The following is a 20,571-nucleotide window of genomic DNA, read 5'->3' as shown; positions in this document are numbered from 1 at the left end:
AGTGAGAGGCTACTCTACGATGGCAACCACCGCCACCCCCGTCGCCGACCCGGTGTTTGACCGCGAAACCCTGCTGTCTGCTGCGTGCGAACGCACCGGCCTGTCGGATTTCGGCGATACCTGGTTCTTCGAGCCGATGGACCATTACATCGCCGCCGCCAATGCCGAGGGCAAGCTGACGGAGGCCGGTTTTGCCGGGCAGACCGAAGCGATCGTCAAAGGCCTTGCCAGCCGCCTGCGCATGGTCGAGGACATCAAGCGCCATCCCGAAATCCTCGATGAGGACGTGGAAGTCGCCGCGATCATCCTTGGCCTGCCGCGCACCGGCAGCACGATCTTCCATCGCCTGCTCGCCAGCGCCCCGGGCATGACCGCGATCCGCTGGTACGAGGCGCAGAACTATGCCCCCCTGCCCGGCGACGAACCCGGCAATCCGAAGGCCCGCCGCGCCTATGCCGAAGCGATGATCGAAGGATGGCTCAACCTCTCGCCCGAACTCGCCTCGATCCACCCGCTCGATCCCGATGCGCCGGACGAGGAGATCATCATACTCGGCCAGCTGTTCATCACCACCATGGTCGAGGCGATGACCTTCATCCCCTCGTTCGCGAAGTGGCTCAACGATTACGACCAGTCCAAGGGTTACGAGGACCTCAAGACGATCCTGAAATACCTGCAGTGGCAGGACCCGACGCGGCGCGGCAAGAAGTGGGTCCTGAAAAGCCCGCAGAACCTGCCCTATACCGATGTCATCGCCAATGCTTTCCCCAAGGCGGTGCTGGTGATGACCCACCGCGATCCGCTGGAAGTCGTGCCAAGCTACGTCAGCATGGAGGCCGCGCTCTACAAGCTGAATTCGGTCCATTCGGACGAAGCCGTGGGCGCGTTCTGGTTTCCTCGCCTTGCCGAATGGATGCACCGCTTCGAGCAGGCACGCACCCGCATCGGCGAAGACCGCTTCATCGACATCGATTACCGCGAGGTGGCAAAGGAGCCCCTCAAGCAGGCGCAGCGCGTCTTGGCTCACATCGGCATTCCGCTGGACGACAAGATCGAGGCCGCGCTGACCGAGTTCATGGCCGGCAACAAGCGCGAACAGCGCCCGATGCACGACTACTCGCTCGAACGCTTCGGCCTGAACGAGGCTGACGTGCGCGAAGCCTTCGCCTCCTACCGGGCGCGCTACATCGGCTGAACCACCAGCGAAACAATGTTCGCTAAATGTTTCCCCGGGGAAACACGAGGAGAGAGTGCATGACCACGCAGGCAGACTTGCTGATAAAGGGCGGCCTGATCGTCGATGGCAGCGGCGCGGAGCCGCATGTCGGCGACGTTGCCGTGCGCGGTGATGCCATCGTCCACGTCGGCGGCACTTTCACCGGCACCGCCAGCGAAACAATCGACGCTTCGGGACACATCGTCACCCCCGGCTTCGTCGACATCCACACCCATTACGACGGGCAGGCAATCTGGTCCGATACGCTTTCGCCCAGTTCATCGCATGGCGTGACCACGGCGGTGCTGGGCAATTGCGGGGTCGGCTTTGCGCCATGCCGAAAGGCGGACCATGAAGCGCTGATCCGGCTGATGGAGGGTGTCGAGGACATCCCCGACGTGGTGATGGCCGAAGGCCTGCCCTGGGACTGGGAGACATTCCCCGAATACCTCGATGCTCTCGCCCGCCGTCCGCGCGACATCGACGTCGCCTGCCTCCTTCCGCACAGCCCATTGCGCGTGTGGGTCATGGGCGAACGGGCCATCGCCCGCGAGGCCGCGACCGAAGATGATCTCGCCCGGATGCGGACGATAGCGCGCGAGGCGATGGACGCCGGGGCCATCGGCTTTGCCACCTCGCGGCTGAACATCCACCGCACCAAGGCGGGCGACCTGATCCCGACCTTCGGCGCGGACACGCACGAACTCATCGCCATCACCGGCGCGCTGGCCGAGGCAGGTACGGGCGTGTTCCAGGCCGTGCTCGATGCGCCGTTCGAGACTTGGGAAAGCGAGATGGCGCGGCTGATCGCCGTCACCCGCGCTTCGGGCCGCCCGTCCACCTTCACGCTGGGCCTCGTCAACCATGGCCGCCCCAACTGGGAAGACGCGCTGACGTTGGTCGATCAGGCGCGGGCCGAAGGGCTGGAGATCTGGCCGCAGGTCCTGCCGCGCCCGATCGGCATGGTCTCCGGCTGGGCGCTTTCGACCCATCCGTTCTGCCTGTGCCCGTCCTATCAGCCGCTCGCCAATCTCCCGCTCGAACAGCAGTTGCCGCGCCTGCGCGATCCGGCATTCCGGGCGCAGCTGATCGGCGAGATGCCGCAGGAGGGCCACCCGCTGGCCATGCTCACCCGCATCTGGGACTGGATGTTCCCGTTCGGCGATCCCCCGCAGTACGAACCATCGGCTAGCAACAGCATCGGTGCCCTGGCCCGCGCGCAGGGGCGCACGCCCGAGGAAGTGGCCTATGACGTGCTGATGGAGCGCGATGGCACCGGCATGATCCTCAACACGCTGGGCAACTTCCACGAAGGCAGGCTTGATGCCCTGCTCGGCCTGATGCGGCGCGAGGATACCGTGACCGGCCTTGGCGATGGCGGCGCGCACTATTCGGCGATCTGCGATGCCAGCTACCCCACCTTCGTGCTGACCTGGTGGGTGCGCGACCGCGACGGCGAACGCATGGGTCTGGCCGAGGCGGTGAAGATGCTGTCGTCGCGCCCGGCGCGGGTCGTCGGCCTTGAGGACCGCGGCCTGCTGCGCACCGGCTACAAGGCCGATCTCAACGTGATCGACATCGACCGGCTGACCCTGCACGCGCCGGTAGTACGCCACGATCTGCCGGGCGGCGGGCGCAGGCTTGATCAGGCGGCGAGCGGCTATCGCGCCACCGTGGTCAGCGGGCAGGTGATCCGCCGTGATGACCAGCCGACCGCACTGCGGCCCGGCCAAGTGGTGCGCGGCATGCAGAAGGCGCGCGCAGGAGAAGTGCTGGCGGAGCGCCCCTAACCTGCCGCAACGGCCCGGTTCAGGACCGAGGGGTCTCGCCGGCAGCGCCGGAGAAGCTGGCAATGAACGTGCGCAGCAGTCCCTTCTGGATGGCCATGGCTTCAGGATCGGTTGCCTGCCGCCCGGACAGGCTTTCAATCAGGGGCGAGGCCCAGAAGAAGCCGAACAGCATGTTGAAGATCGCCACGATTTGCATCGCGAGGCTGTCATCCGATGAGGGCTTGCCCGCCTTCTCGTTCATTTTGCGGCCATAGCCGACCATCCGTGCCAGCCAGTCGAGTCCGATCGGGTCCGGCTCGCTGTCGGACGAAATCGCGGCGCGGATCAGGAGCCGGGCGATGTTGGGATGCTGCGCCAGCAGGTCGGTCATGCGATCGGTCAGGTCGGCGAAGTCGGCATCGGGGCGCGCCAGCACTTCGTCCATCAGATCGGTCATCGGCTTGAGCGCGCGCTCATAGACCTGTCGGTAGAGTTCGTCCTTGCCGGTGAAATGCTTGTAGAGGCCAGGCTGCTGCAGGCCGACCTTGGCGGCGATGTCGCGCAAGGAGGTGGCGCCATGGCCGTGCTGCGCAAACAATTCCTCGGCGGCATCGAGAATGCGGTTCGCGGTGCGCTGCCCCTTGGTGAGAGCGCCGGATGCTGCGGGCGCGTGAATATCGGAGTTTCCGTCCATCGCCCCTCCATAGCGGAGTTCGCCTGAAGTCGCTTGCCAAAAAAGTTATCGATCTATAACTTCTGTCGGGAAAGCCAGGAAGGCGCGAATCCCAGACAGGAGACAGTGATGCTCGATGAAGCCCGCAGGCAGTACCTTTCCGACATTCTCAAGCCCGCCTCGCCCCCGCGCGAGATCAGCAATCCGTTCACGGAAGCGCAGAAGCGGCTGATGCTGGATGTCGTCCACGATCAGGGGCCGTGGAAGCTGATCATCGCCCAGCACTTCCCCACCGTGGAATCGCTGATCGCGACGTTCGCCGGCGGTTTCCCCGAGGGCTTCACCCCCACGCTCGACATGTTCCTGACGCCGACGTTCCGGGGTTACCTCGCCAACTATTCCACGCCGCTTTACCCCGAACTGCATGATGTCTTCTACAACGAGGCGTTCCTGAACCACGCCAAATCCTACTGGGGCGCGCAGTACGCCAAGCCGCAGATGATGCTGTTCAATGTCAACGGACCTTGCGGCAACACCGACCCCGGCCACCTCGATTCCCCAAGCTTCCGCGGCGTGCGGCACGAGAATTCGCCCACCTGGCTGTGCTCGATCATGGGCCGGTCCGGCTTGTTCCAGGATTACCTGATCAAGATGGCGCAGGTGATCACCTGGTTCAGCCATGATCCGGAAAGCGGCTTTACCTATTGGCCCAACGGGCCGCTGGGCAAGCCCGCGCGGGTGCAATCGCCGATCTACAACCGCGCCGTCGTCGTGCAGAACGAGATGCTGGTGCACCGGGGCGAGGCGAACGGACCCGTCGAGCGGCGGCGGCCCGAGGGCCTCGGCTTCGACAGCGTGTTCACCGGCGATCCGGCTGACCGCGATGGCTGGCTGGTGAAGACGGGCGAGCAGGTGATCGAGCGCTATCACACCGACGACCTGAGGTTCCTCGTCCACTGGTCGGCCGAAGTGTTCAGCGACTATGCCGAACTCAAGAAGAACATGGACGGCAGCGACAACCTGACCCACGAGCAGGCGATCGACATGCTGATCAAGGACGTCCGTTCGCGCGGCATCGAGATCGCAACGCCGAGCGATCCGCTGAACGATCCGGTGTTCATCGCCGCATTGAATGCTGCCTACGACTACGGCGGTCCGGCAGAGTATCCCGCCGAAGCGCCGGTCGATGCGCCTTATGGCATGGCAGCCTGAGCCGGGCGGCAAACACAGGAAAGGGCCGCGTTCATTGCGATCGCGGCCCTTCGTTTGTCCTGCCCCAGTCGGCCGGACGCCTACTTCAGCTTGGCGAGATCGGCGTCAATCTGGGCAAGGCGTTCGTCGGTGACGTCGTCGGGCGCGTAGGTCTGCACGGCCTTCAGCGTCATCGAGCGGGCCATTTCGATCTGCTCGTTGCTGGTCATGCCGGGGATGTACTTGTCGATGATCGCCTTGGCAGCGGGATCATCGAGCAGGGTGCCGATGTCGGTTTCGGCGGTGCTGTACTTGGGCTTGGCGGCAGGCGCGGCAGCTTCGGGCCTGGCCGGTTCGGCAGCGCTGGCCGAGGCGGGAAGCGCGGCAGCGGCCAAGGCGACGATAAGGGCAGTGCGGATCATGGGCATCCTCTCAGAATACGACATGCGAGTCGTTCGCCCGAGCATTAATGCACACAGGTGTTCGAATATCAAGCCTACCAGGCGCTGGTGCCCCACAGGATCAGATCGACCGCGCGTTGTGCGAAGGCTTGCAGGTCCTCGTCCCTGGCCGCCAGTCCGCTCTGCAGTTGAGCCCCGCTGATTGCGGCGACCAGCAGACGCGCCACGGCACGAGCATCGCGCAGGTTGCGCCTGTCACGCGCAGCCGCTTCCTCGATGTCGCGGGCGATCAGGCCGACGATGTAATCGTTGCCCCGCCGCTGCATGACTTCGGAAAGCTCGGGAAAGCGTTCCTGGACCGACAGCAGGAGACGCTGCAGGGCAAGAACGTCCGGCCTTCCCAGCCATGTGGCAATGATCTTGGCGTGATGGCGCAGGCGCTGTTCGATATTGTCGGTAAGCGATGCGTCCTGCAACGAGGCTTCCGCCGACCAGTCAGCGATCGATTGCTCGATGACCGCCTTGAACAGCGCTTCCTTCGAGGGATAGCGGGCATAGAGCGTGCCCTTGGAAACGCGCGCGGTTTCGGCCACCTGCTTCATGCCGACAGCATCGAACCCGTGGACAAGGAACATCGTGCGCGCGGTGTCGACAATGGCGCGATCGATCGAGGTGACCTGATCAGCCGTCGGCCGGCCGCGCACCGGCTGATGCGGCGCGGGCGCAGCCTTCCTTGCTGCGGGACCGCGGGTTTTCTTGGGGCTGGCGTCCATCGCGGTGCCTTGTTCCACAGCAGCAGAGCCCGCGCAAGCGGTGTCGCATAATCGAACCTGCGTGATCTATTACTTGACTCGAAGGCGAGCTTCGTGAAGTCTGCCGGCTTGAAAGCACGGGGCGGGTGATGCCCCGCCGGATCACCTGAGGACCCTGAAATGAAGCCTGCCGCGCGCCTGTCCTGCTCTGCTGCAATACTTGCGCTCGGCTGTGTCCAGACACAGGCCAACCCTGTGCAAGCTTCCCGGGATACCGCCGAGGCGCGCGCCGAGCAGGCGCTTTCGCAGATGACGCTGGAGGAGAAGATCCAGCTGCTTCACGGCACGATGCCGCTGTTCATTCCCGTGCCCAAGCGCGCGCCGGGCATGCCGGTTGGCGCAGGCGTCATTGCCGGGATCGAGCGCCTGGGCATCCCGCCCCAGTATGCCACCGACGCCAGCCTTGGCGTTTCCAACATCATGGACATGCGCAAGGGCGATGTTGCCACGGCCCTGCCTTCCGGCCTGTCGCTCGCCTCCACCTGGAACCCGGCGCTGGTGCGCGAGGGCGGGCGGATGATCGGATCGGAAGCCGTGGCCAAGGGCTTCAACGTGATGCTGGCAGGCGGCGTCAATCTGGTGCGGGACCCGCGAGCCGGGCGCAATTTCGAGTATCTTGGCGAAGACCCGCTGCTCGGCGGCGTGCTGGCCGGGGCGCAGATCGAGGGCGTGCAGGCGAACGGCATCATCGCCACGATCAAGCACTTCGCGCTCAACAACCAGGAGATCGGGCGCTCGTCGGCCTCGGTCGAGATGGACGAGGCGACCATGCGCGAGAGCGACCTGCTGGCCTTCCAGATCGGCATGGAGCGCGGCAATCCGGGCTCGGTCATGTGCTCGTACAACAAGGTTGGCGGCACATATGCCTGTGAAAACCGCTTCCTGCTGACCGACGTGCTGCGGCGCGAGTGGGGCTTCAAGGGCTATGTCATGTCGGACTGGGGCGCGGTCCATTCGGCCGAGGCGCTGCTGGCCGGGCTGGATCAGCAATCGGGCGAGATGCTTGACCGCAAGCGCTGGTTCTCCACCGAACTGAAGCCGAAGCTGGCTGACGGCAGCATTCCGATCTCGGCAGTCGACACGGCGGCCAAGCGCATCCTCTGGGCGATCTATGCCAAGGGCGTGGACAAGACCGTGATCGCGCCCAGGGCCATCGATTATGCCCGCAATGGGGAAGTTGCGCTGCAGGCCGCACGCGAAGGCACGGTGCTGCTGCGCAACGAGGGCGGCATCCTGCCGCTGGCGGCTTCGGTCCGCTCCATTGTGGTGATCGGCGGCAAGGCCGATCTTGGCGTGCCATCGGGCGGGGGATCGAGCCAGGTCGTGCCGGTCGGCGGGTTCCGCGCGGTGGAGAAGATCGAGAGCGGGCCTGCCGCCACCTTCGCCCGCCGTGCGTGGGGCGGCACGCCGCCGCTTGAGGCGCTGCGCCGCACATTTGGCAAGGCGCAGGTGACGTACGTTGACGGCAGCGATGCGAAAGTGGCAGCAGACGCGGCCCAGGCCGCCGATGTCGCCGTGGTCTTCGCCACGAAGTTCGCGACCGAAGCCGAGGACCAGCCTGACCTGGCGCTCGATGGCCGGCAGGATGCGCTGATCGATGCCGTGGCCAGCGCCAATCCGCGCACGGTGGTGGTGCTGGAGACCGGCAACCCGGTAACGATGCCCTGGCTGGCCAAGGTGCCGGCGGTGCTCGCCGCGTGGTATCCCGGCCAGCGCGGCGGCGATGCGATTGCCGAAATCCTGTCCGGCAAGACCAATCCCTCGGGTCGCCTGCCGGTGACCTTCCCGGTAAGTGTGGATCAGTTGCCCAATCCCGTCCTGCCCGGATCGGACTTGCCGCCGCCGTCCAAGGAGGACAAGGCCACCTATGGGCTGCAGACCAACAGCCCGCCGTTCACGATCACCTATCCCGAAGGTTCCGACGCCGGCTATCGCTGGTTCGACCGCAAGGGCGAGAAGCCGCTGTTCGCGTTCGGCCACGGCCTGTCCTACACGACGTTCCGCTATTCGGCGCTCAGGGCCAAGGGCGGGCGCACGGTCAGCGTCAGCTTCACCGTTACCAATTCCGGCGCGCGCGAAGGGCCCGACGTGCCACAGGTCTATGTCACGCTGCCCGGCAAGGCGCGGCGCCTGATCGGGTGGGACAAGCCGGTGCTGAAGCCGGGGGAATGCCGGACAGTGACGATCACGGCCGACCCGCGCCTGCTCGCCAGTTTTGACGTGGCCCGCCAGCGCTGGGTTGTGAAGCCGGGCAGAGTGAAGATCGAGGTGGCCCGCTCTGCCGGTGACCCGGTGCTGGCCACGCAGGTTTCACTGGCCGCGCAGACGATCAAGCCCTGATGCCAAGAGCAAAGATACCGGGAGAAAGACGATGAAGGTCAACCGGCGCGAAGCCATTGCCTTGGGCATTGCCGGCGGCGGCGCAACCGCGCTCCCGCTGCGGGCGCTAGCCGCAGCTGAACCGGCACAGGTCGAAGGCCTGCGTGTGTGCGGTCTGGAAAGCCCGCTGGCGCTGGGCGATGCACCACCGAGGTTTTCGTGGAAGCTGGGCGGCGCGGAACGGGCAGGCCAGGTCGCTTACCGGATCAGCGTGGCGCGCAGTCCGGACGACCTCGCTGCTGGCCGCAACCTGGTCTGGGACAGCGGGCGCGTGGCAGGCACTTCGGCGGTCGACATCGCCTATGGCGGGCCGGCCCTGCCCTCGCGCAGCCGGGTGTGGTGGCAGGTGGAAAGCTGGACCAGGGGCAGCCGCACGCCGCTGCGCAGCAAGCCCGCAATGTGGGAAACCGGCCTTGCCCCGGCAGACTGGCAGGCCAAATGGATCGCCAGCGAAACGCTGGTCGCCAAGGCCGATCGCGAAGCCGGGCTGCACTGGCTTTCAGGGCCGGACAAGCAGAACGTGGGCCAGACCCGCGCCTTCCGCTGGACCTTTGACCATCCCGGCGGTGCGGCAGAATTCTGCGCCACGCTGCACGAATTGACCGGCGTGTGGATCAATGGCGAACCCGCGCCCGCGCCGCGCGATGGCCCAGCGCGTCACACCGAGATGGCAGTCTGGCCGATCATCCTGAAGAAGGGCCGAAATGTCATCGCCATCGAAGGGCGGCGCGTCGGCAGCTTTGGCCAGCCGCCTTGCGTGGCGGCGGCCTTGCTGCGCCATGGCGAGGGATTGATCCAGCGGATGACTTCGGCCAGTCCTGGCTGGAAAACCGTGGTGGCGGCGCCCCCCGGCTGGCATCTGCCCGCGTTCGATGACACGGCATGGCCCGCAGCCGAACGCGCGAAGGGCAGCCTCCCCATTGGCGAGCCCTGGCCGCTCACGCCTGCCAGCCGCCTGCGCCATGGCTTCACCATCGACAGGCCAATCCGCGCCGCGCGCCTCCATGCCGCGGCACTGGGCATCTACCAGCCATGGATCAACGGCGCGCCCTTGGCCGACCGCAAGCTGGCACCCGAATTTACCGATCCTTCGAAGCGGGTGCTTTACCAGACTTATGACGTCACCGCGCTGCTCAAGCCCGGTGCCAACATGCTGGGCATGGTGGTCGGCGATGGCTGGTACGGTTCGCGCTTCAGCACTTCGGCCCGCTTTGCCTTCGGGCCTGCGCCATGCCGCATGCTGTGCCAGCTCGAGATCGAGCATGACGACGGCTCGCGCACCGTGATCGGCAGTGGCGATGGCTGGGAGATCGCAGACTCGGCCGTGCTCGAACATTCGCTGTACGATGGAGAGATCCACGATGCGCGGGGTGAACAGCCCGGCTGGGCTGGCGTCGGCGGCGCTACTGCAGGGTGGCGTCCGGCCAGTGTGGTGGCTGCTCCCGCGATCCCGGTTCAACCACAGCGCTGCCCGCCGATCCGCATTCGCGAGACGCTGCAACCGAAGAGCGTCAAGCGCCTGGGGCCTGGGCATTATCAGCTCGACTACGGACAGAACTTTGCCGGCTTCCCACGTCTCACCGTGAGTGCCCCTGCCGGCACGCGCATCGAGATGCGCTTTGCCGAGATCCTCAAGGCCGATGGCATGATCGACCAGGCCAATCTGCGCACTGCCAAGGCGCGGGACATCTACATTGCCGCCGGGCGCGGGCGCGAGGTCTATGAGCCGCGCTTTACCTATCACGGCTATCGCCATGTCGAGATCACCGGTGTGCCCGATGATCAGACGGCGTGGAACCTTGTAGGTCTGGTGGCGCATCAGGACCTGCCACTGACCGCCGAGTTGCGCGTCGGCGATCCGGTGATCCAGCAGTTCTGGCGCAATTCGGTGTGGAGCCAGAAGGCCAACTTCTATGGCCTGCCGACCGACTGCCCGCAGCGCGACGAGCGGCTGGGCTGGATGGGCGATGCCGCCGTGTTCTGGCCAGCGGCGGCATGGAACATGGACGTTACCGCCTTCACCGCCCGCGTGATGGAGGACGCGCGCGTCTCGCAAAGCGCCAAGGGCGCCTTCCCCGACTGCATCCCGCCGTTCGTGCCGACGATGAAGCTGTCCTCGCCGGGCTGGGCCGATGCCGGGGTGATCCTGCCGCACACCTCGTGGATGCAGAATGGCGATACCGGCGTGATCCGCGCCAACTGGCAGGCGATGGAAGCCTACATGGCGTGGATCGAGGCGGCCAACCCTGACCATGTCTGGCGCAAGCAGCGCGGCGCGGACTATGCCGACTGGCTCTCGGTCGATGCGCCGACGGCCAATCCGGGCGCGGCGACCACGCCCAAGGACCTGCTCTCCACCGCCTATTGGGCGCAGGATGCGACGATGATGGCGGCGATGGCCGGGGCGATCGGCGACGCAGAGGCTGCCGCAAAGTATCGCAGCCTGTTCGAGGCGATCCGCAGCGCATTCAACACCGCCTTCGTCGTCGATGGCAAGGTCGGCAACGGGAGCCAGACCGGCAACGTCGTGGCGATCCGCTTCGGCCTGCTTTCGCCCGAAGCCATGCGCGCAGCGGGCGCGGCGCTGGCGGCGGACATTGCGCGGCGCGGCAACCACCTGTCCACCGGCTTCCTCGGCACGCCGCACATCCTCGATGCGCTGGTCATGGCCGGGCAGGAGCCAACTGCGATCACCCTGCTCACCCAGCGCAGCTATCCGTCATGGGGCTATATGGTGGAGCAGGGCGCGACGAGCATGTGGGAACGCTGGAACAGCGACCAGGGCGATGCCAGCATGAACAGCCGCAATCATTATGCCTTCGGCGCAATCGGCGATTTCCTGTTTCGCCGCATCGCCGGCATCGCGCCTGCGACGCCCGGCTTCGGCAAGGTCCGCATTGCGCCGATCATGAGCGAAGTGCTGGGCACTGGCGGCGCGACCTACCACAGCGTGCGCGGCACGATCCGCACCGACTGGACGGCCAAGGGCGGCAGGTTCCGGCTCGATGTAGAGCTTCCCGGCGGCGTGGAGGGTGAGGTCGTGCTGCCCGATGGCCGCAAAACCCGCGCGATGGCGGGGCCGAACCGGTTTTCGGGCAAGCTCTGAGGTGGATCAGGCGAAGACGCTTTGCCTGATCCAGTCCACGCTTGTCACGGTCGACGCGAGTCGGCTTTGCCCCAGCACTTGCGACCAGTAGCCCTCCGAACCATCTGCGAGGCGCCATTCGTGCAGGCGGCGGGTGAGGAGCTGGAGGTCGTATTCCTCGCTGATGCCAATGGCGCCGTGAACCGCATGAGCGGTGGCAGCGATGCGCGGGGCGGCCGACGAGGTGGCGATCTTGGCCGTGGCCGCGGCGGCGAGCGGCACGTTCAGACCATGCGAAGCGCCAAGCTGCGCAGCGATGCGGCAGGCGATCATGTCCTCGGCCATCAGCGCCAGCATCTGCTGCAGCGACTGCTGGCGGCCGATGGGCTTGCCGAACTGCACCCGCTCGGATGCATAGGCGGTGGTCACGTCGCACAGGCGGGCGGCGGCACCGGCGATCAGCGCAGCGCGCAGCACGGCGGCAATGGCGCGCAGGCCGGATGCAGAGCGGGGCAGACTCCTGCCTTCGGGCTTGCCGGAAATGCGTGCAGCCAATGAATTGGTGACGCCGGTCGGCGCGGGCGAAAGCTGCGCCATGTCGCACAGCACCAGCGCATCGCCGCAATCGACCAGCGCCGCTTGCGCCACCAGTCCGCACGGCACCGGCTGCGCCAGCGAGGTGACAAGCACGACCGGCCCATCGGGCGCAGCGATCCCGCTCTCGGCCAACAGCGCGCGGGCGACCATGGTTTCGGCCACGGGCAGGGGCACGGCGCGGGCCCCGAGTGCCTCGATCAGCGGTTCGATATCGGCAAGAGTCAGGCCCGCGCCGCCGTGTTCATCGGAAACCAGCGCATCGAGGAAGCCTGACCCTGCGATCTCTCTCCACAGAGCGTCGGCAGAGCCACCGTGTTCGATGGCACGGACCACTGCCGGGCTCGCTGCCGCATCGAGCATGCGGACGAAGGGTTCGAGCAGTTCGTTGATGTCCATCTGTTTCTCTCCCCTCACCGCAGGCCCATGCCGCGCGCGATGATCCCGCGCAGGATCTCGCGCGTGCCGCCGCGCAGGCTGAAACTCGGCGCGATGTGGGTGACGTAGAGCAGCGTGCGATACAGCTCCTCGCTCACCGCCTCATCGGGGTGCGCGGCGAGATCGTCGCCGATCACCACCGGCAATTCCTGTTCGAAGCCAGTGCCGCGATCCTTGACGATGCTCGCTTCGACCACCGGGCTTTCCCCCGCCACCAATCGCGCCGTGCAGGCAATCGACATGGCGCGCAGCGTGGCAAACTCGGCAGTCAGCCGCCCGACCAGCGCGGCGCAATCGCTGCGGCCCACCGCTTGCAGGTGCCGTATCCACGCATCCAAAAGCACGGCGCTGGAATAGATGCGTTCCGGCCCGGAGCGTTCGAACGCCAGTTCGGCGACAACCTGCTTCCAGCCCTCACCCTCTGCCCCCACCAGCGCATCCTCGCCGAGTTCGACGTTCTCGAAAAACACTTCGGCAAAGTGCGCATCGCCCGTAAGATCGACGATGGGCCGTACCGTGACGCCGGGCGCCTTCAGGTCGATGATCAATTGCGATAGTCCCGCCTGCCGGTCCGCCGAAGTGCCGGAAGTGCGGACCAGCGCGATCATGTAGTCCGAATGCATGGCATTGGTGGTCCAGATCTTCTGGCCGTTGACCACCCAGCCCCCGCCGCTGCGGTCGGCCCGCGTGCGCACGCTGGCAAGGTCCGAGCCCGAGCCCGGCTCGCTCATGCCGATGCAGAACAGCTGTTCGCCCCGGCAGATCGCGGGAATGTGCCTGCGGCGCTGCGCCTCGGTGCCGAAGTTCAGGAGCAGTGGCGCGCTCTGCCGGTCGGCGATCCAGTGCGCGGCGACCGGTGCTCCGGCGCAGAGCAATTCCTCGACCACCACGAAGCGCGCAAATGGGCCCTTGCCGTGGCCACCGTATTCCTTGGGCAGCGTGAGGCCGAGGAAACCCGCCTCCCCCAGTGCGCGGCTGAATTCCGCGCTGAAGCCCTGCCACGACCGCGCGCGGCGATCCATCGGGATGCCGGCAATGTGCTGTTCAATGAAGGTGCGGATGGCAGGCCGCAGCGCTTCGTCTTCGGGTGGCAACTGGGCAAGCGTCAGGGTATCGAACACGGAAAGGCGGCTCCTGTCCCGGGCGGCGCATCATGGCGCCGCTCTCAAGGGCAAAGCGATGCGCCCGGAGGCACTCTGCATCAAATATTTATTTTGCCGGGTTCGATAGTGATTGCATATCAGGCGTTCTCACAGGCCAGGGCAGTGCGCACGAAATTCCGTGCCAGCACAGATGGCTCGTCGGCCCGCGCAATGCCCATCGCGATCGGCACCGGGTCTGACAGGGTGACGATGCGCACCCCCTCCCCGGCAAAGCGCGCGCTGCGGCCGGGGATCAGCGCCACGCCAAGCCCGGCTTCGACAAGGCTGAGGATGGTCTGCACCTGCACCGCCTCCTGCGCGACGCGCGGGGTGAACCCGGCACGATGGCAGGCGAGCCGGATCGTGGCATGGAGCACGCTGACCGGGCTGTAGATGATGAAGCTGCGATCAGCCAAGGCGCCAAGATCAAGCGTCTTGCGCCGCGCCAGCACGTCGCTGGCAGGCAGCACCGCAACCAGTTCATCGGTCTCGATCACGTCGATGGCCACGGGCGCTGAGTCCATCACCGGCAGGCGCACCAGCCCCACGTCCAGGCGGCGCGCAGCAATGGCCCGGACGATCTCGACGCTGTTCATCTCCTCCAGCGCGAGTTCGACCTCCGGGTAGGCGTGGCGAAAGGGGGAGACGATGCGCGGCAGCAATTCTCCGATGGCCGAGCCGATAAAGCCGATCGACAGACGGCCACGCAGGCCCGCCGCGCCCTGGCGCACGGCCTCGCGCACTTTCTCGGCCGCCGCCAGAGCCTCGCGCGCCGGGGCAACCGCGGCAAGGCCTGCCGTCGTCAAGCGCACGCCACGCGGATCGCGCTCGAACAGGGCGACGCCGAGGTCTTCCTCAAGCTTGCGAATGGCGACCGTCAGCGGTGGCTGCGAGATGTGCAGGCGCTCTGCCGCGCGATGGAAGTTCAGCGTTTCGGCAAGGGCGTTGAAATAGCGCAGCTGGCGCAGGTCCACGATACATACTCACTATCGAATGTGGAAAATTCAATATTAGCCCGAAAGGACGGGGTAGCCTAACTGTTTCAGCCAACCAAAAGCCCATGGAGAGCGCGCGATGTCCGAAACCCCCTTCCTGCTGGTCGAACGCGATGGCCCGGTGGTCATCGCCACGCTCAATCGCCCGGACACCCGCAACGCCATTTCGGAAACCGCGCACAGCGAGGAGATCGCCCAGTTCTGTGCAGACGTGACCCGCGATCCTTCGGTGCGTGCGGTAGTGCTGACCGGGGCGGGCAAGGCCTTCTGCGCAGGCGGCAATGTCAAGCACATGGCCGAGAAAACCGGCATGTTCGGCGGATCGCCCTTCTCGATCCGCAACCAGTATCGCACCGGCATCCAGTTGATCCCGACGGCGCTTTACGATCTGGAAGTGCCGGTCGTTGCCGCTGTCAACGGCCCGGCGATCGGGGCGGGCCTCGACCTCGCCTGCATGACCGATATCCGCATCGCTTCGGACAAAGCGCTGTTCGCCGAAAGCTTCGTAAAGCTCGGCATCGTGCCGGGAGATGGCGGGGCGTGGCTGCTGCCGCGCGTGATCGGCATGGCCCGCGCCAGCCTGATGACGCTGACCGGCGACACCATCGACGCCGCCAAGGCACTGGAGTACGGCCTGGTCAGCGAAGTCGTGGCGCCTGACCGGCTCCTGCCGCGTGCCCTCGAAGTCGCCCACTCGATCGCCGCCAACCCCGGCCATGCCACCCGCATGGCCAAGCGCCTGCTGCGCGAAGGGCAGGACATGAAGCTGGCCCCGCTGCTCGAGCTTTCGGCCGCTTACCAGGCGCTGGCCCATCACACGCATGACCACCACGAGGCGGTCAGTGCCTTCCTCGAAAAGCGCAAGCCGGAGTTGAAGGGCGAGTGAGCGAACCGCAGGTTGCCGGCCCGCTTGCCGGGATTACCGTCCTCGATCTTTCGCGCGTGCTGGCGGGGCCGTGGTGTTCACAGGTTCTGGGCGACCTTGGCGCCGACGTGATCAAGGTCGAACAGCCGGGACAGGGCGACGACACGCGCAAGTGGGGGCCACCGTTCCTTGACGACGGTAGCCGCGATGCCGCCTATTACCTCTGCGCCAACCGCAACAAGCGCTCGGTTGCGATCGACATGGCCGAGCCTGCAGGCGCCGAACTGATCCGCCGGTTCGCCGCGCAGGCCGACGTGGTGATCGAGAACTTCCGCGTCGGCGGCCTTGCCAAGTACGGGCTCGATTATGAGTCCCTGCGCGAGGTCAAGCCGGACCTGATCTACCTTTCGATCACCGGCTTCGGCCAGACCGGCCCCTTGCGCAACAACGGGGGATACGACTTCCTCGTCCAGGGCATGAGCGGCCTGATGAGCGTGACCGGCCTGCCCGATGGCGAGCCGGGCGGCGGGCCGATGAAGGTCGGCATCCCGATCAGCGACCTGACGACCGGGCTCTACGCCGCAATTTCGGTGCTGGCGGCATTGAACCACCGCCATGCCACCGGCGAGGGCCAGCGGATCGACCTTGCCCTGCTCGATACGCAAGTGGCGCTGCTCGCCAATCAGGCGTCGAACTGGATGAACGGCGGCATGGTGCCGCGCCGCATGGGCAACCAGCACCCTAATACCGTGCCCTATCAGGACTTTGCCTGTTCGGACGGCAGCGTGCTCGTCGCACTCGGCAATGATCGGCAGTTCCGCGCCTTCACCGCGCTGATCGGCCTGCCTGACCTCGCTGACGACGAGCGCTTTGCGATCAGCGCGGGCCGTAGCGTCAACCGCGATGCCCTGCTCGCGCAATTGCGCCCGGCCATCGCCCGGTGGAAATCGGCTGAACTGATCGCGGCGATGGAAGCGGCGGGGCTGCCCGGCGGCAAGGTGAACGAGATTCCCGAAGTGCTCGACCACCCGCAGATCGAAGCGCGCGGCCTGGTGCACGAAATGGCGCGATCCGACGGGACGCCGGTCAAGGTGCTTGGCTTCCCGGCCCAGCTTTCGGCCTCGCCCGCAACATATCGCCACGCCCCGCCACGCTCGGGCGAAGATACCGTCGCCGTGCTCAGCGAAAGACTGGGGCTCGGCAAGGACGAGATCGAACGCCTGCTGGCGGCTGGCGTGATTGCGGAGACATTGTGATGCAGGGTGCAAACTACATCGACGGTCGCTGGGTGGACGGCGCAACGCCGTTCACCACGCAGAATCCGTCCGACCTTGATGAGACCGTGGGCAGCTATACCAAGGTTGGCGAGGCCGAAGTGCGCGAGGCCATGGCGGCGGCGCGCCGGGCGCAGCCGGCATGGGCCGCGTTCAACATGCAGGCGCGGGCCGATATCCTCTACCGCATTGCCGAACTGCTGAAGGCGCGCGCGCCCGAGATCGGCAAGCTGCTCAGCCGCGAGGAAGGCAAGACCCTGCCCGAAGGCATAGGCGAGGCCCTGCGCGCCGCACAGTGCTTCCAGGCCGCGGCCGGCGACGTGATCCGCGCGCAGGGCGAATGGTACAATTCGATGCGCGATGGCTTCAACGTGCTGGTCACGCGCGAACCGCTGGGCGTCATCGCCGCGATCACCCCGTGGAACTTCCCGATCGCGCTCCCTTCATGGAAGATCGCAGGCGCGCTCGCCTATGGCAATGCGGTGGTGCTCAAGCCCAGCAGCTTCGTACCAGGCTGCGCGGTGATGCTGGCGCAGATCATCGAGGAAGCGGGCGTTCCGGCGGGCGTGTTCAACCTCGTCATGGGTGATGGCCGCGCTACCGGCAACGTGATGATCGACGAGGCCGACGGCCTGACCTTCACCGGCGGCACCGCCACGGGCCGCGCCGTGCTGACCCGCGCCGCCGAGACGATGACCAAGTGTCAGCTCGAACTCGGCGGCAAGAACGCGCTGGTCGTGCTCGACGATGCCGACCTTGATCTCGCGGTCGAGATCGCCAGCAACGGCGCCTGGATCCAGACCGGGCAGCGCTGCACCGGGACCGAGCGCCTGATCGTGACGCGAGGCATCCACGATGCCTTTGTCGAGCGCATGGCCAAGGTGGCGGGCAGCTACCGCGTCGGCCACGCGCTCGATCCCGAGACCCAGATCGGCCCGGTCGCCAACGTTCAGCAGTTCAACGAGAACCTGCAGTTCGTGATCGATGCGCAGGCCGAAGGCGCGGAGCTTGCCGCAGGTGGCGGTGCCATGGAAGCGCGCACGCGGGGCCTCTACATGGCCCCGACGCTGCTGACCGGCACCAGGGCCGAATGGCGCTGCAACCAGCACGAATCCTTCGGGCCGATTGCTTCGGTGATCAAGGTCGAGGACCTCGACGAGGCGATCCACGCTGCCAATGCCTGCGAATACAAGCTGTCATCCGGCATCGCCACGACCAGCCTCAAGAGCGCGGAACGCTTCCGCAAGGCATCGAAGGCCGGCATGGTCATGGTCAACGCGCCGACGGCGGGCCTCGAATACCACGTCCCGCTCGGCGGGCGTTCGCCCTCTGGCTACGGCGCGCGCGAGACCGGCTCCACGGCCGCGGAATTCTTCACCGAGAGCAAGACCAGCTACATCAATCACGGCGCCGTCTGAGCGCTGTCGGAGAGAGATATGACGACTGTTGCATACATCGGCCTTGGCGCGATGGGCCTGCCACTGGCCAGACATTTGGTGCGCAAGGGCTTTGACGTCATCGCCTATGACATCGACCCGACCCGCGCTGACGAGATCGTGGCATTGGGCGGGCGCAAGGCGGGCTCGGTGGTCGAAGCCGCGAGGGATGTCGAGGTGGTGATCACCTGCCTGCCCGCGACGCCCCATGTGGAGGCCGTGGTGCTCGGCCCCGATGGCGCACTGGCTCAGATGAAGCCCGGCACGCTGCTGCTCGACATGTCGACCATCGATGCCAACGGCACCGACCGCGTCGCCAGGGCCTGTGCCGAAAAGGGCGTGGCCTTTGTCGACAGCCCGATCGGCCGCCTCGTGCTCCATGCCGAGCGCGGGGAATCGCTGTTCATGGTGGGCGCGAGCGACGAGGACTTCGCCCGCGTCGAGCCGCTGCTCAATGCCATGGGCAAGGACATCATGCGCTGCGGCGGGCAGGGCATGGGCAGCCGGATGAAGCTGGTGAACAACTTCCTGCTGCTGACCATCGCCGAAGTGAGCGCCGAAGCCGTCGCGCTCGGCACGCGTCTTGGCCTAGATATCGCGACGATCCTGAAGGTCACCGGCAGCACAACGGCGCAGAACGGCCAGTTGCACACGCTGATGGTCAACAAGGTGCTGAAGGGCGATACCACCCCCGGCTTCACCATCGACCTTGCCTTCAAGGACATGACCCTGGCGATGACGGCTGCGGCGGAATACCGCATGGGCCTGCCGGTCGGCGCGGCCGCTCACGCCGTCTATGGCGGAGCCCGCGCCATGCCGGAATTCGCGAAGAAGGATTATTCGGCTCTGCTCGAATGGGCCTGCCGCAACGCCGCGGTGGAAACCCCGCGCACAAGCTGAAGTCTGCCGGAAGAGCAGCGCGCGGAAAGGCGCGCCGCTGCCGTGCCTCTCAATCCGCCGCGATCTGGCGGGCGATGTCCGGCATGACCGGCGGGGTCTGCTCCTGCATGAAACGGATGCGGCTGCCGAGGGCCTGCTCGCTCATCTCGGGCTGGCTGTGCACCCAGAACTTCTTCTCGGCCATCTGTTCGAGGAACAGGCGGCAGCCCTCGTCGAGGTCCATGCCGTAGTCGCGCATCATCTCGAACATCGCGCGGCGGTGGCCGCTGGCGTTGGCCGGTTCCCCCTCGCCGCCTTCCACATTGAAGATGTTGGTGCGCATCATGCCGGGGATGATCGCCGATACGTGGATCGGCAGCTTCTTCAATTCCATCTCGAGATAGAGGCATTCGCTGAACGCCTGCACCGCGTGCTTGGTGACGATATAGGCGGTCTGCGCGGGCATCTGTCCGAAGGCGCCAACGGAGGAAAGGTTGCCGATCCAAGCTTCCTGGCCGCTGGCGATGATACGCGGGACGAAGGCGCGCACGCCGTGGATCACCCCATGGAGGTTGATGTTCAGCGCGGCTTCCCAGCGCGCCGTGGGCACTTCCCAGGTGTAGCCGACGGTCTCGATACCCGCGTTGTTGATCAGCAGGCGCACTTCGCCATGCCGGGCGAACACCAGTTCGGCCATGCGATCGAGCTCTTCGGGAATCGACACGTCGACCTTTTCGGCTTCGGCCTTTCCGCCAGCCGCCTTGATCGCGGCGACAGTTTCAGCGGCGGCGGCCTCGTTGATGTCGGTCACCACCACGGTCATGCCGAGCGCGCCGGCGCGACGGGCGAGCCCTGCGCCAATGCCGGAACCGGCACCAGTTACGACGGCCACGCCGCCTGCAAATACGTCCTTGTCCAAGGCCATGAACTTACTCTCCGCTGCGGATCAATGGGCCAGCATCTGCACGTTTTCGCACAGCGCGCCTTCGGGATCGGTCGAGAATACCACGCGCACGCCGTGATCAGCCTCCTCGCGAATCGGGCCGACCAGCTTGCCGCCGTTCGCCGTGATCTTTTCGACAAGTGCGTCGAGATCCTCGACCACGAAGCCGAGGATGACCTGCTGGTCGCGGGGAGCAGCGCGCTCGGTAAAGTTGAACATGACCAGCGAGCCCTTGGTCCAGTCACCCCCCGGAGCGAGGATCACTTCGCGGAACGGCTCGCCATCGCTTGAGCCAGCCACCCTCTGGACAATGCCGTAGCCGTAGACCGCCACGTAGTAGGAGGCCATCGCCTCCTCATCGCGGCAGATCAGCTTCGTGAAGCCGGAAATTGCGGTCATCGTATCGTTCTCCCGTTCGCGCTGCGCGATGTCGTGACTGGCCTTGCGAGCCGGCCTCTCGGACATTCCGCAAGGAAAGT

17 protein-coding genes are annotated in these 20,571 nt (G+C 66.1%); 9 read left to right on the top strand and 8 right to left on the bottom strand.

Translation table 11 applies throughout. The annotated features are described in order from the left end of the window. Positions 1-19: 19 nt before the first annotated feature. Entirely contained in the window at positions 20-1,195 is a 1,176-nt protein-coding gene (locus tag AC3WLM_RS17095) for a sulfotransferase family protein (RefSeq protein ID WP_492478185.1), read from the top strand. 59 nt (positions 1,196-1,254) lie between these two features. Next, a complete protein-coding gene (locus AC3WLM_RS17090; RefSeq protein WP_492478184.1) occupies positions 1,255-3,006 on the top strand; it encodes an N-acyl-D-amino-acid deacylase family protein in 1,752 nt (583 codons plus the stop codon). Between the two features lie 19 nt (positions 3,007-3,025). On the opposite strand, the gene AC3WLM_RS17085 is transcribed toward AC3WLM_RS17090, so the two are convergent. Further along, positions 3,026-3,679: a TetR/AcrR family transcriptional regulator gene (locus AC3WLM_RS17085; RefSeq protein WP_492478183.1), complete on the bottom strand. Its 654-nt coding sequence runs from the start codon at positions 3,677-3,679 to the stop codon at positions 3,026-3,028. Positions 3,680-3,787: 108 nt separating this feature from the next. Between AC3WLM_RS17085 and AC3WLM_RS17080 the strand changes: the two genes are divergently transcribed. After that, on the top strand, positions 3,788-4,870 hold the full coding sequence (locus AC3WLM_RS17080) for a hypothetical protein (protein WP_492478182.1): 1,083 nt from the start codon (positions 3,788-3,790) through the stop codon (positions 4,868-4,870). A gap of 80 nt (positions 4,871-4,950) precedes the next feature. Here the strand turns inward: AC3WLM_RS17080 and AC3WLM_RS17075 are convergent, their stop codons facing one another. Both AC3WLM_RS17075 and AC3WLM_RS17070 read right to left on the bottom strand, forming a co-directional pair. Next, the gene (locus AC3WLM_RS17075; protein WP_322788212.1) at positions 4,951-5,271 is read right to left on the bottom strand and encodes a hypothetical protein; all 321 of its coding nucleotides are present in this window, start codon (positions 5,269-5,271) and stop codon (positions 4,951-4,953) included. A 74-nt stretch (positions 5,272-5,345) separates the two neighbouring features. Continuing rightward, positions 5,346-6,023 (bottom strand): TetR/AcrR family transcriptional regulator, encoded by a 678-nt coding sequence (locus tag AC3WLM_RS17070; RefSeq protein WP_052242377.1) that lies wholly within the window; start codon positions 6,021-6,023, stop codon positions 5,346-5,348. Positions 6,024-6,182: 159 nt separating this feature from the next. Between AC3WLM_RS17070 and AC3WLM_RS17065 the strand changes: the two genes are divergently transcribed. Next, positions 6,183-8,402 carry a glycoside hydrolase family 3 C-terminal domain-containing protein gene (locus AC3WLM_RS17065; RefSeq protein WP_492478181.1) on the top strand — a complete coding sequence of 740 codons (2,220 nt, stop codon included), beginning with the start codon at positions 6,183-6,185 and terminating at the stop codon, positions 8,400-8,402. A 31-nt stretch (positions 8,403-8,433) separates the two neighbouring features. Then, a complete protein-coding gene (locus tag AC3WLM_RS17060) occupies positions 8,434-11,547 on the top strand; it encodes a family 78 glycoside hydrolase catalytic domain (protein WP_492478180.1) in 3,114 nt (1,037 codons plus the stop codon). A 6-nt stretch (positions 11,548-11,553) separates the two neighbouring features. Here the strand turns inward: AC3WLM_RS17060 and AC3WLM_RS17055 are convergent, their stop codons facing one another. The 3 genes from AC3WLM_RS17055 to AC3WLM_RS17045 all read right to left on the bottom strand — a co-directional run bounded on the left by AC3WLM_RS17055 (position 11,554) and on the right by AC3WLM_RS17045 (position 14,674). Continuing rightward, positions 11,554-12,519 carry an acyl-CoA dehydrogenase family protein gene (locus AC3WLM_RS17055; RefSeq protein ID WP_492478179.1) on the bottom strand — a complete coding sequence of 322 codons (966 nt, stop codon included), beginning with the start codon at positions 12,517-12,519 and terminating at the stop codon, positions 11,554-11,556. Between the two features lie 14 nt (positions 12,520-12,533). Beyond that, the gene (locus AC3WLM_RS17050; protein ID WP_492478178.1) at positions 12,534-13,679 is read right to left on the bottom strand and encodes an acyl-CoA dehydrogenase family protein; all 1,146 of its coding nucleotides are present in this window, start codon (positions 13,677-13,679) and stop codon (positions 12,534-12,536) included. 119 nt (positions 13,680-13,798) lie between these two features. After that, complete coding sequence (locus tag AC3WLM_RS17045; protein ID WP_039334498.1) at positions 13,799-14,674, bottom strand: LysR family transcriptional regulator; 876 nt, start codon at positions 14,672-14,674, stop codon at positions 13,799-13,801. 100 nt (positions 14,675-14,774) lie between these two features. Between AC3WLM_RS17045 and AC3WLM_RS17040 the strand changes: the two genes are divergently transcribed. The 4 genes from AC3WLM_RS17040 to AC3WLM_RS17025 are packed head-to-tail and all read left to right on the top strand — an operon-like array spanning position 14,775 to position 19,170. Then, a complete protein-coding gene (locus AC3WLM_RS17040) occupies positions 14,775-15,581 on the top strand; it encodes a crotonase/enoyl-CoA hydratase family protein (protein ID WP_193828649.1) in 807 nt (268 codons plus the stop codon). After that, positions 15,578-16,816, top strand: a complete 1,239-nt coding sequence (locus AC3WLM_RS17035; protein ID WP_492478177.1) for a CaiB/BaiF CoA transferase family protein — start codon at positions 15,578-15,580, stop codon at positions 16,814-16,816. The genes AC3WLM_RS17040 and AC3WLM_RS17035 overlap by 4 nt, the downstream gene beginning before the upstream one ends. Next, complete coding sequence (locus tag AC3WLM_RS17030) at positions 16,816-18,252, top strand: aldehyde dehydrogenase family protein (RefSeq protein ID WP_492478176.1); 1,437 nt, start codon at positions 16,816-16,818, stop codon at positions 18,250-18,252. Before AC3WLM_RS17035 ends, AC3WLM_RS17030 begins: the two co-directional genes overlap by 1 nt. An 18-nt stretch (positions 18,253-18,270) precedes the next feature. Further along, the gene (locus AC3WLM_RS17025; RefSeq protein WP_062343335.1) at positions 18,271-19,170 is read left to right on the top strand and encodes an NAD(P)-dependent oxidoreductase; all 900 of its coding nucleotides are present in this window, start codon (positions 18,271-18,273) and stop codon (positions 19,168-19,170) included. Positions 19,171-19,219: 49 nt separating this feature from the next. Here the strand turns inward: AC3WLM_RS17025 and AC3WLM_RS17020 are convergent, their stop codons facing one another. After that, entirely contained in the window at positions 19,220-20,074 is an 855-nt protein-coding gene (locus AC3WLM_RS17020; RefSeq protein ID WP_492478175.1) for an SDR family NAD(P)-dependent oxidoreductase, read from the bottom strand. Between the two features lie 21 nt (positions 20,075-20,095). After that, positions 20,096-20,557 (bottom strand): VOC family protein, encoded by a 462-nt coding sequence (locus AC3WLM_RS17015; protein WP_052242373.1) that lies wholly within the window; start codon positions 20,555-20,557, stop codon positions 20,096-20,098. Positions 20,558-20,571 lie beyond the last annotated feature (14 nt).

It is taken from the genome of Novosphingobium sp. FW305-C-30-35 (assembly GCF_058783135.1).
The sequence above is the reverse complement of the archived record's forward strand: the minus strand, read 5'-3'. Positions and strand labels throughout refer to the sequence as shown.

Bases quoted from the DNA above. Each gene is read 5' to 3' on its own strand.
- AC3WLM_RS17095 (WP_492478185.1), top strand. From the start codon at position 20: ATGGCAACCACCGCCACCCCCGTCGCCGACCCGGTGTTTGACCGCGAA.
- AC3WLM_RS17090 (WP_492478184.1), top strand. From the start codon at position 1,255: ATGACCACGCAGGCAGACTTGCTGATAAAGGGCGGCCTGATCGTCGAT.
- AC3WLM_RS17085 (WP_492478183.1), bottom strand. From the start codon at position 3,679: ATGGACGGAAACTCCGATATTCACGCGCCCGCAGCATCCGGCGCTCTC.
- AC3WLM_RS17080 (WP_492478182.1), top strand. From the start codon at position 3,788: ATGCTCGATGAAGCCCGCAGGCAGTACCTTTCCGACATTCTCAAGCCC.
- AC3WLM_RS17075 (WP_322788212.1), bottom strand. From the start codon at position 5,271: ATGATCCGCACTGCCCTTATCGTCGCCTTGGCCGCTGCCGCGCTTCCC.
- AC3WLM_RS17070 (WP_052242377.1), bottom strand. From the start codon at position 6,023: ATGGACGCCAGCCCCAAGAAAACCCGCGGTCCCGCAGCAAGGAAGGCT.
- AC3WLM_RS17065 (WP_492478181.1), top strand. From the start codon at position 6,183: ATGAAGCCTGCCGCGCGCCTGTCCTGCTCTGCTGCAATACTTGCGCTC.
- AC3WLM_RS17060 (WP_492478180.1), top strand. From the start codon at position 8,434: ATGAAGGTCAACCGGCGCGAAGCCATTGCCTTGGGCATTGCCGGCGGC.
- AC3WLM_RS17055 (WP_492478179.1), bottom strand. From the start codon at position 12,519: ATGGACATCAACGAACTGCTCGAACCCTTCGTCCGCATGCTCGATGCG.
- AC3WLM_RS17040 (WP_193828649.1), top strand. From the start codon at position 14,775: ATGTCCGAAACCCCCTTCCTGCTGGTCGAACGCGATGGCCCGGTGGTC.
- AC3WLM_RS17030 (WP_492478176.1), top strand. From the start codon at position 16,816: ATGCAGGGTGCAAACTACATCGACGGTCGCTGGGTGGACGGCGCAACG.
- AC3WLM_RS17025 (WP_062343335.1), top strand. From the start codon at position 18,271: ATGACGACTGTTGCATACATCGGCCTTGGCGCGATGGGCCTGCCACTG.
- AC3WLM_RS17020 (WP_492478175.1), bottom strand. From the start codon at position 20,074: ATGGCCTTGGACAAGGACGTATTTGCAGGCGGCGTGGCCGTCGTAACT.
- AC3WLM_RS17015 (WP_052242373.1), bottom strand. From the start codon at position 20,557: ATGTCCGAGAGGCCGGCTCGCAAGGCCAGTCACGACATCGCGCAGCGC.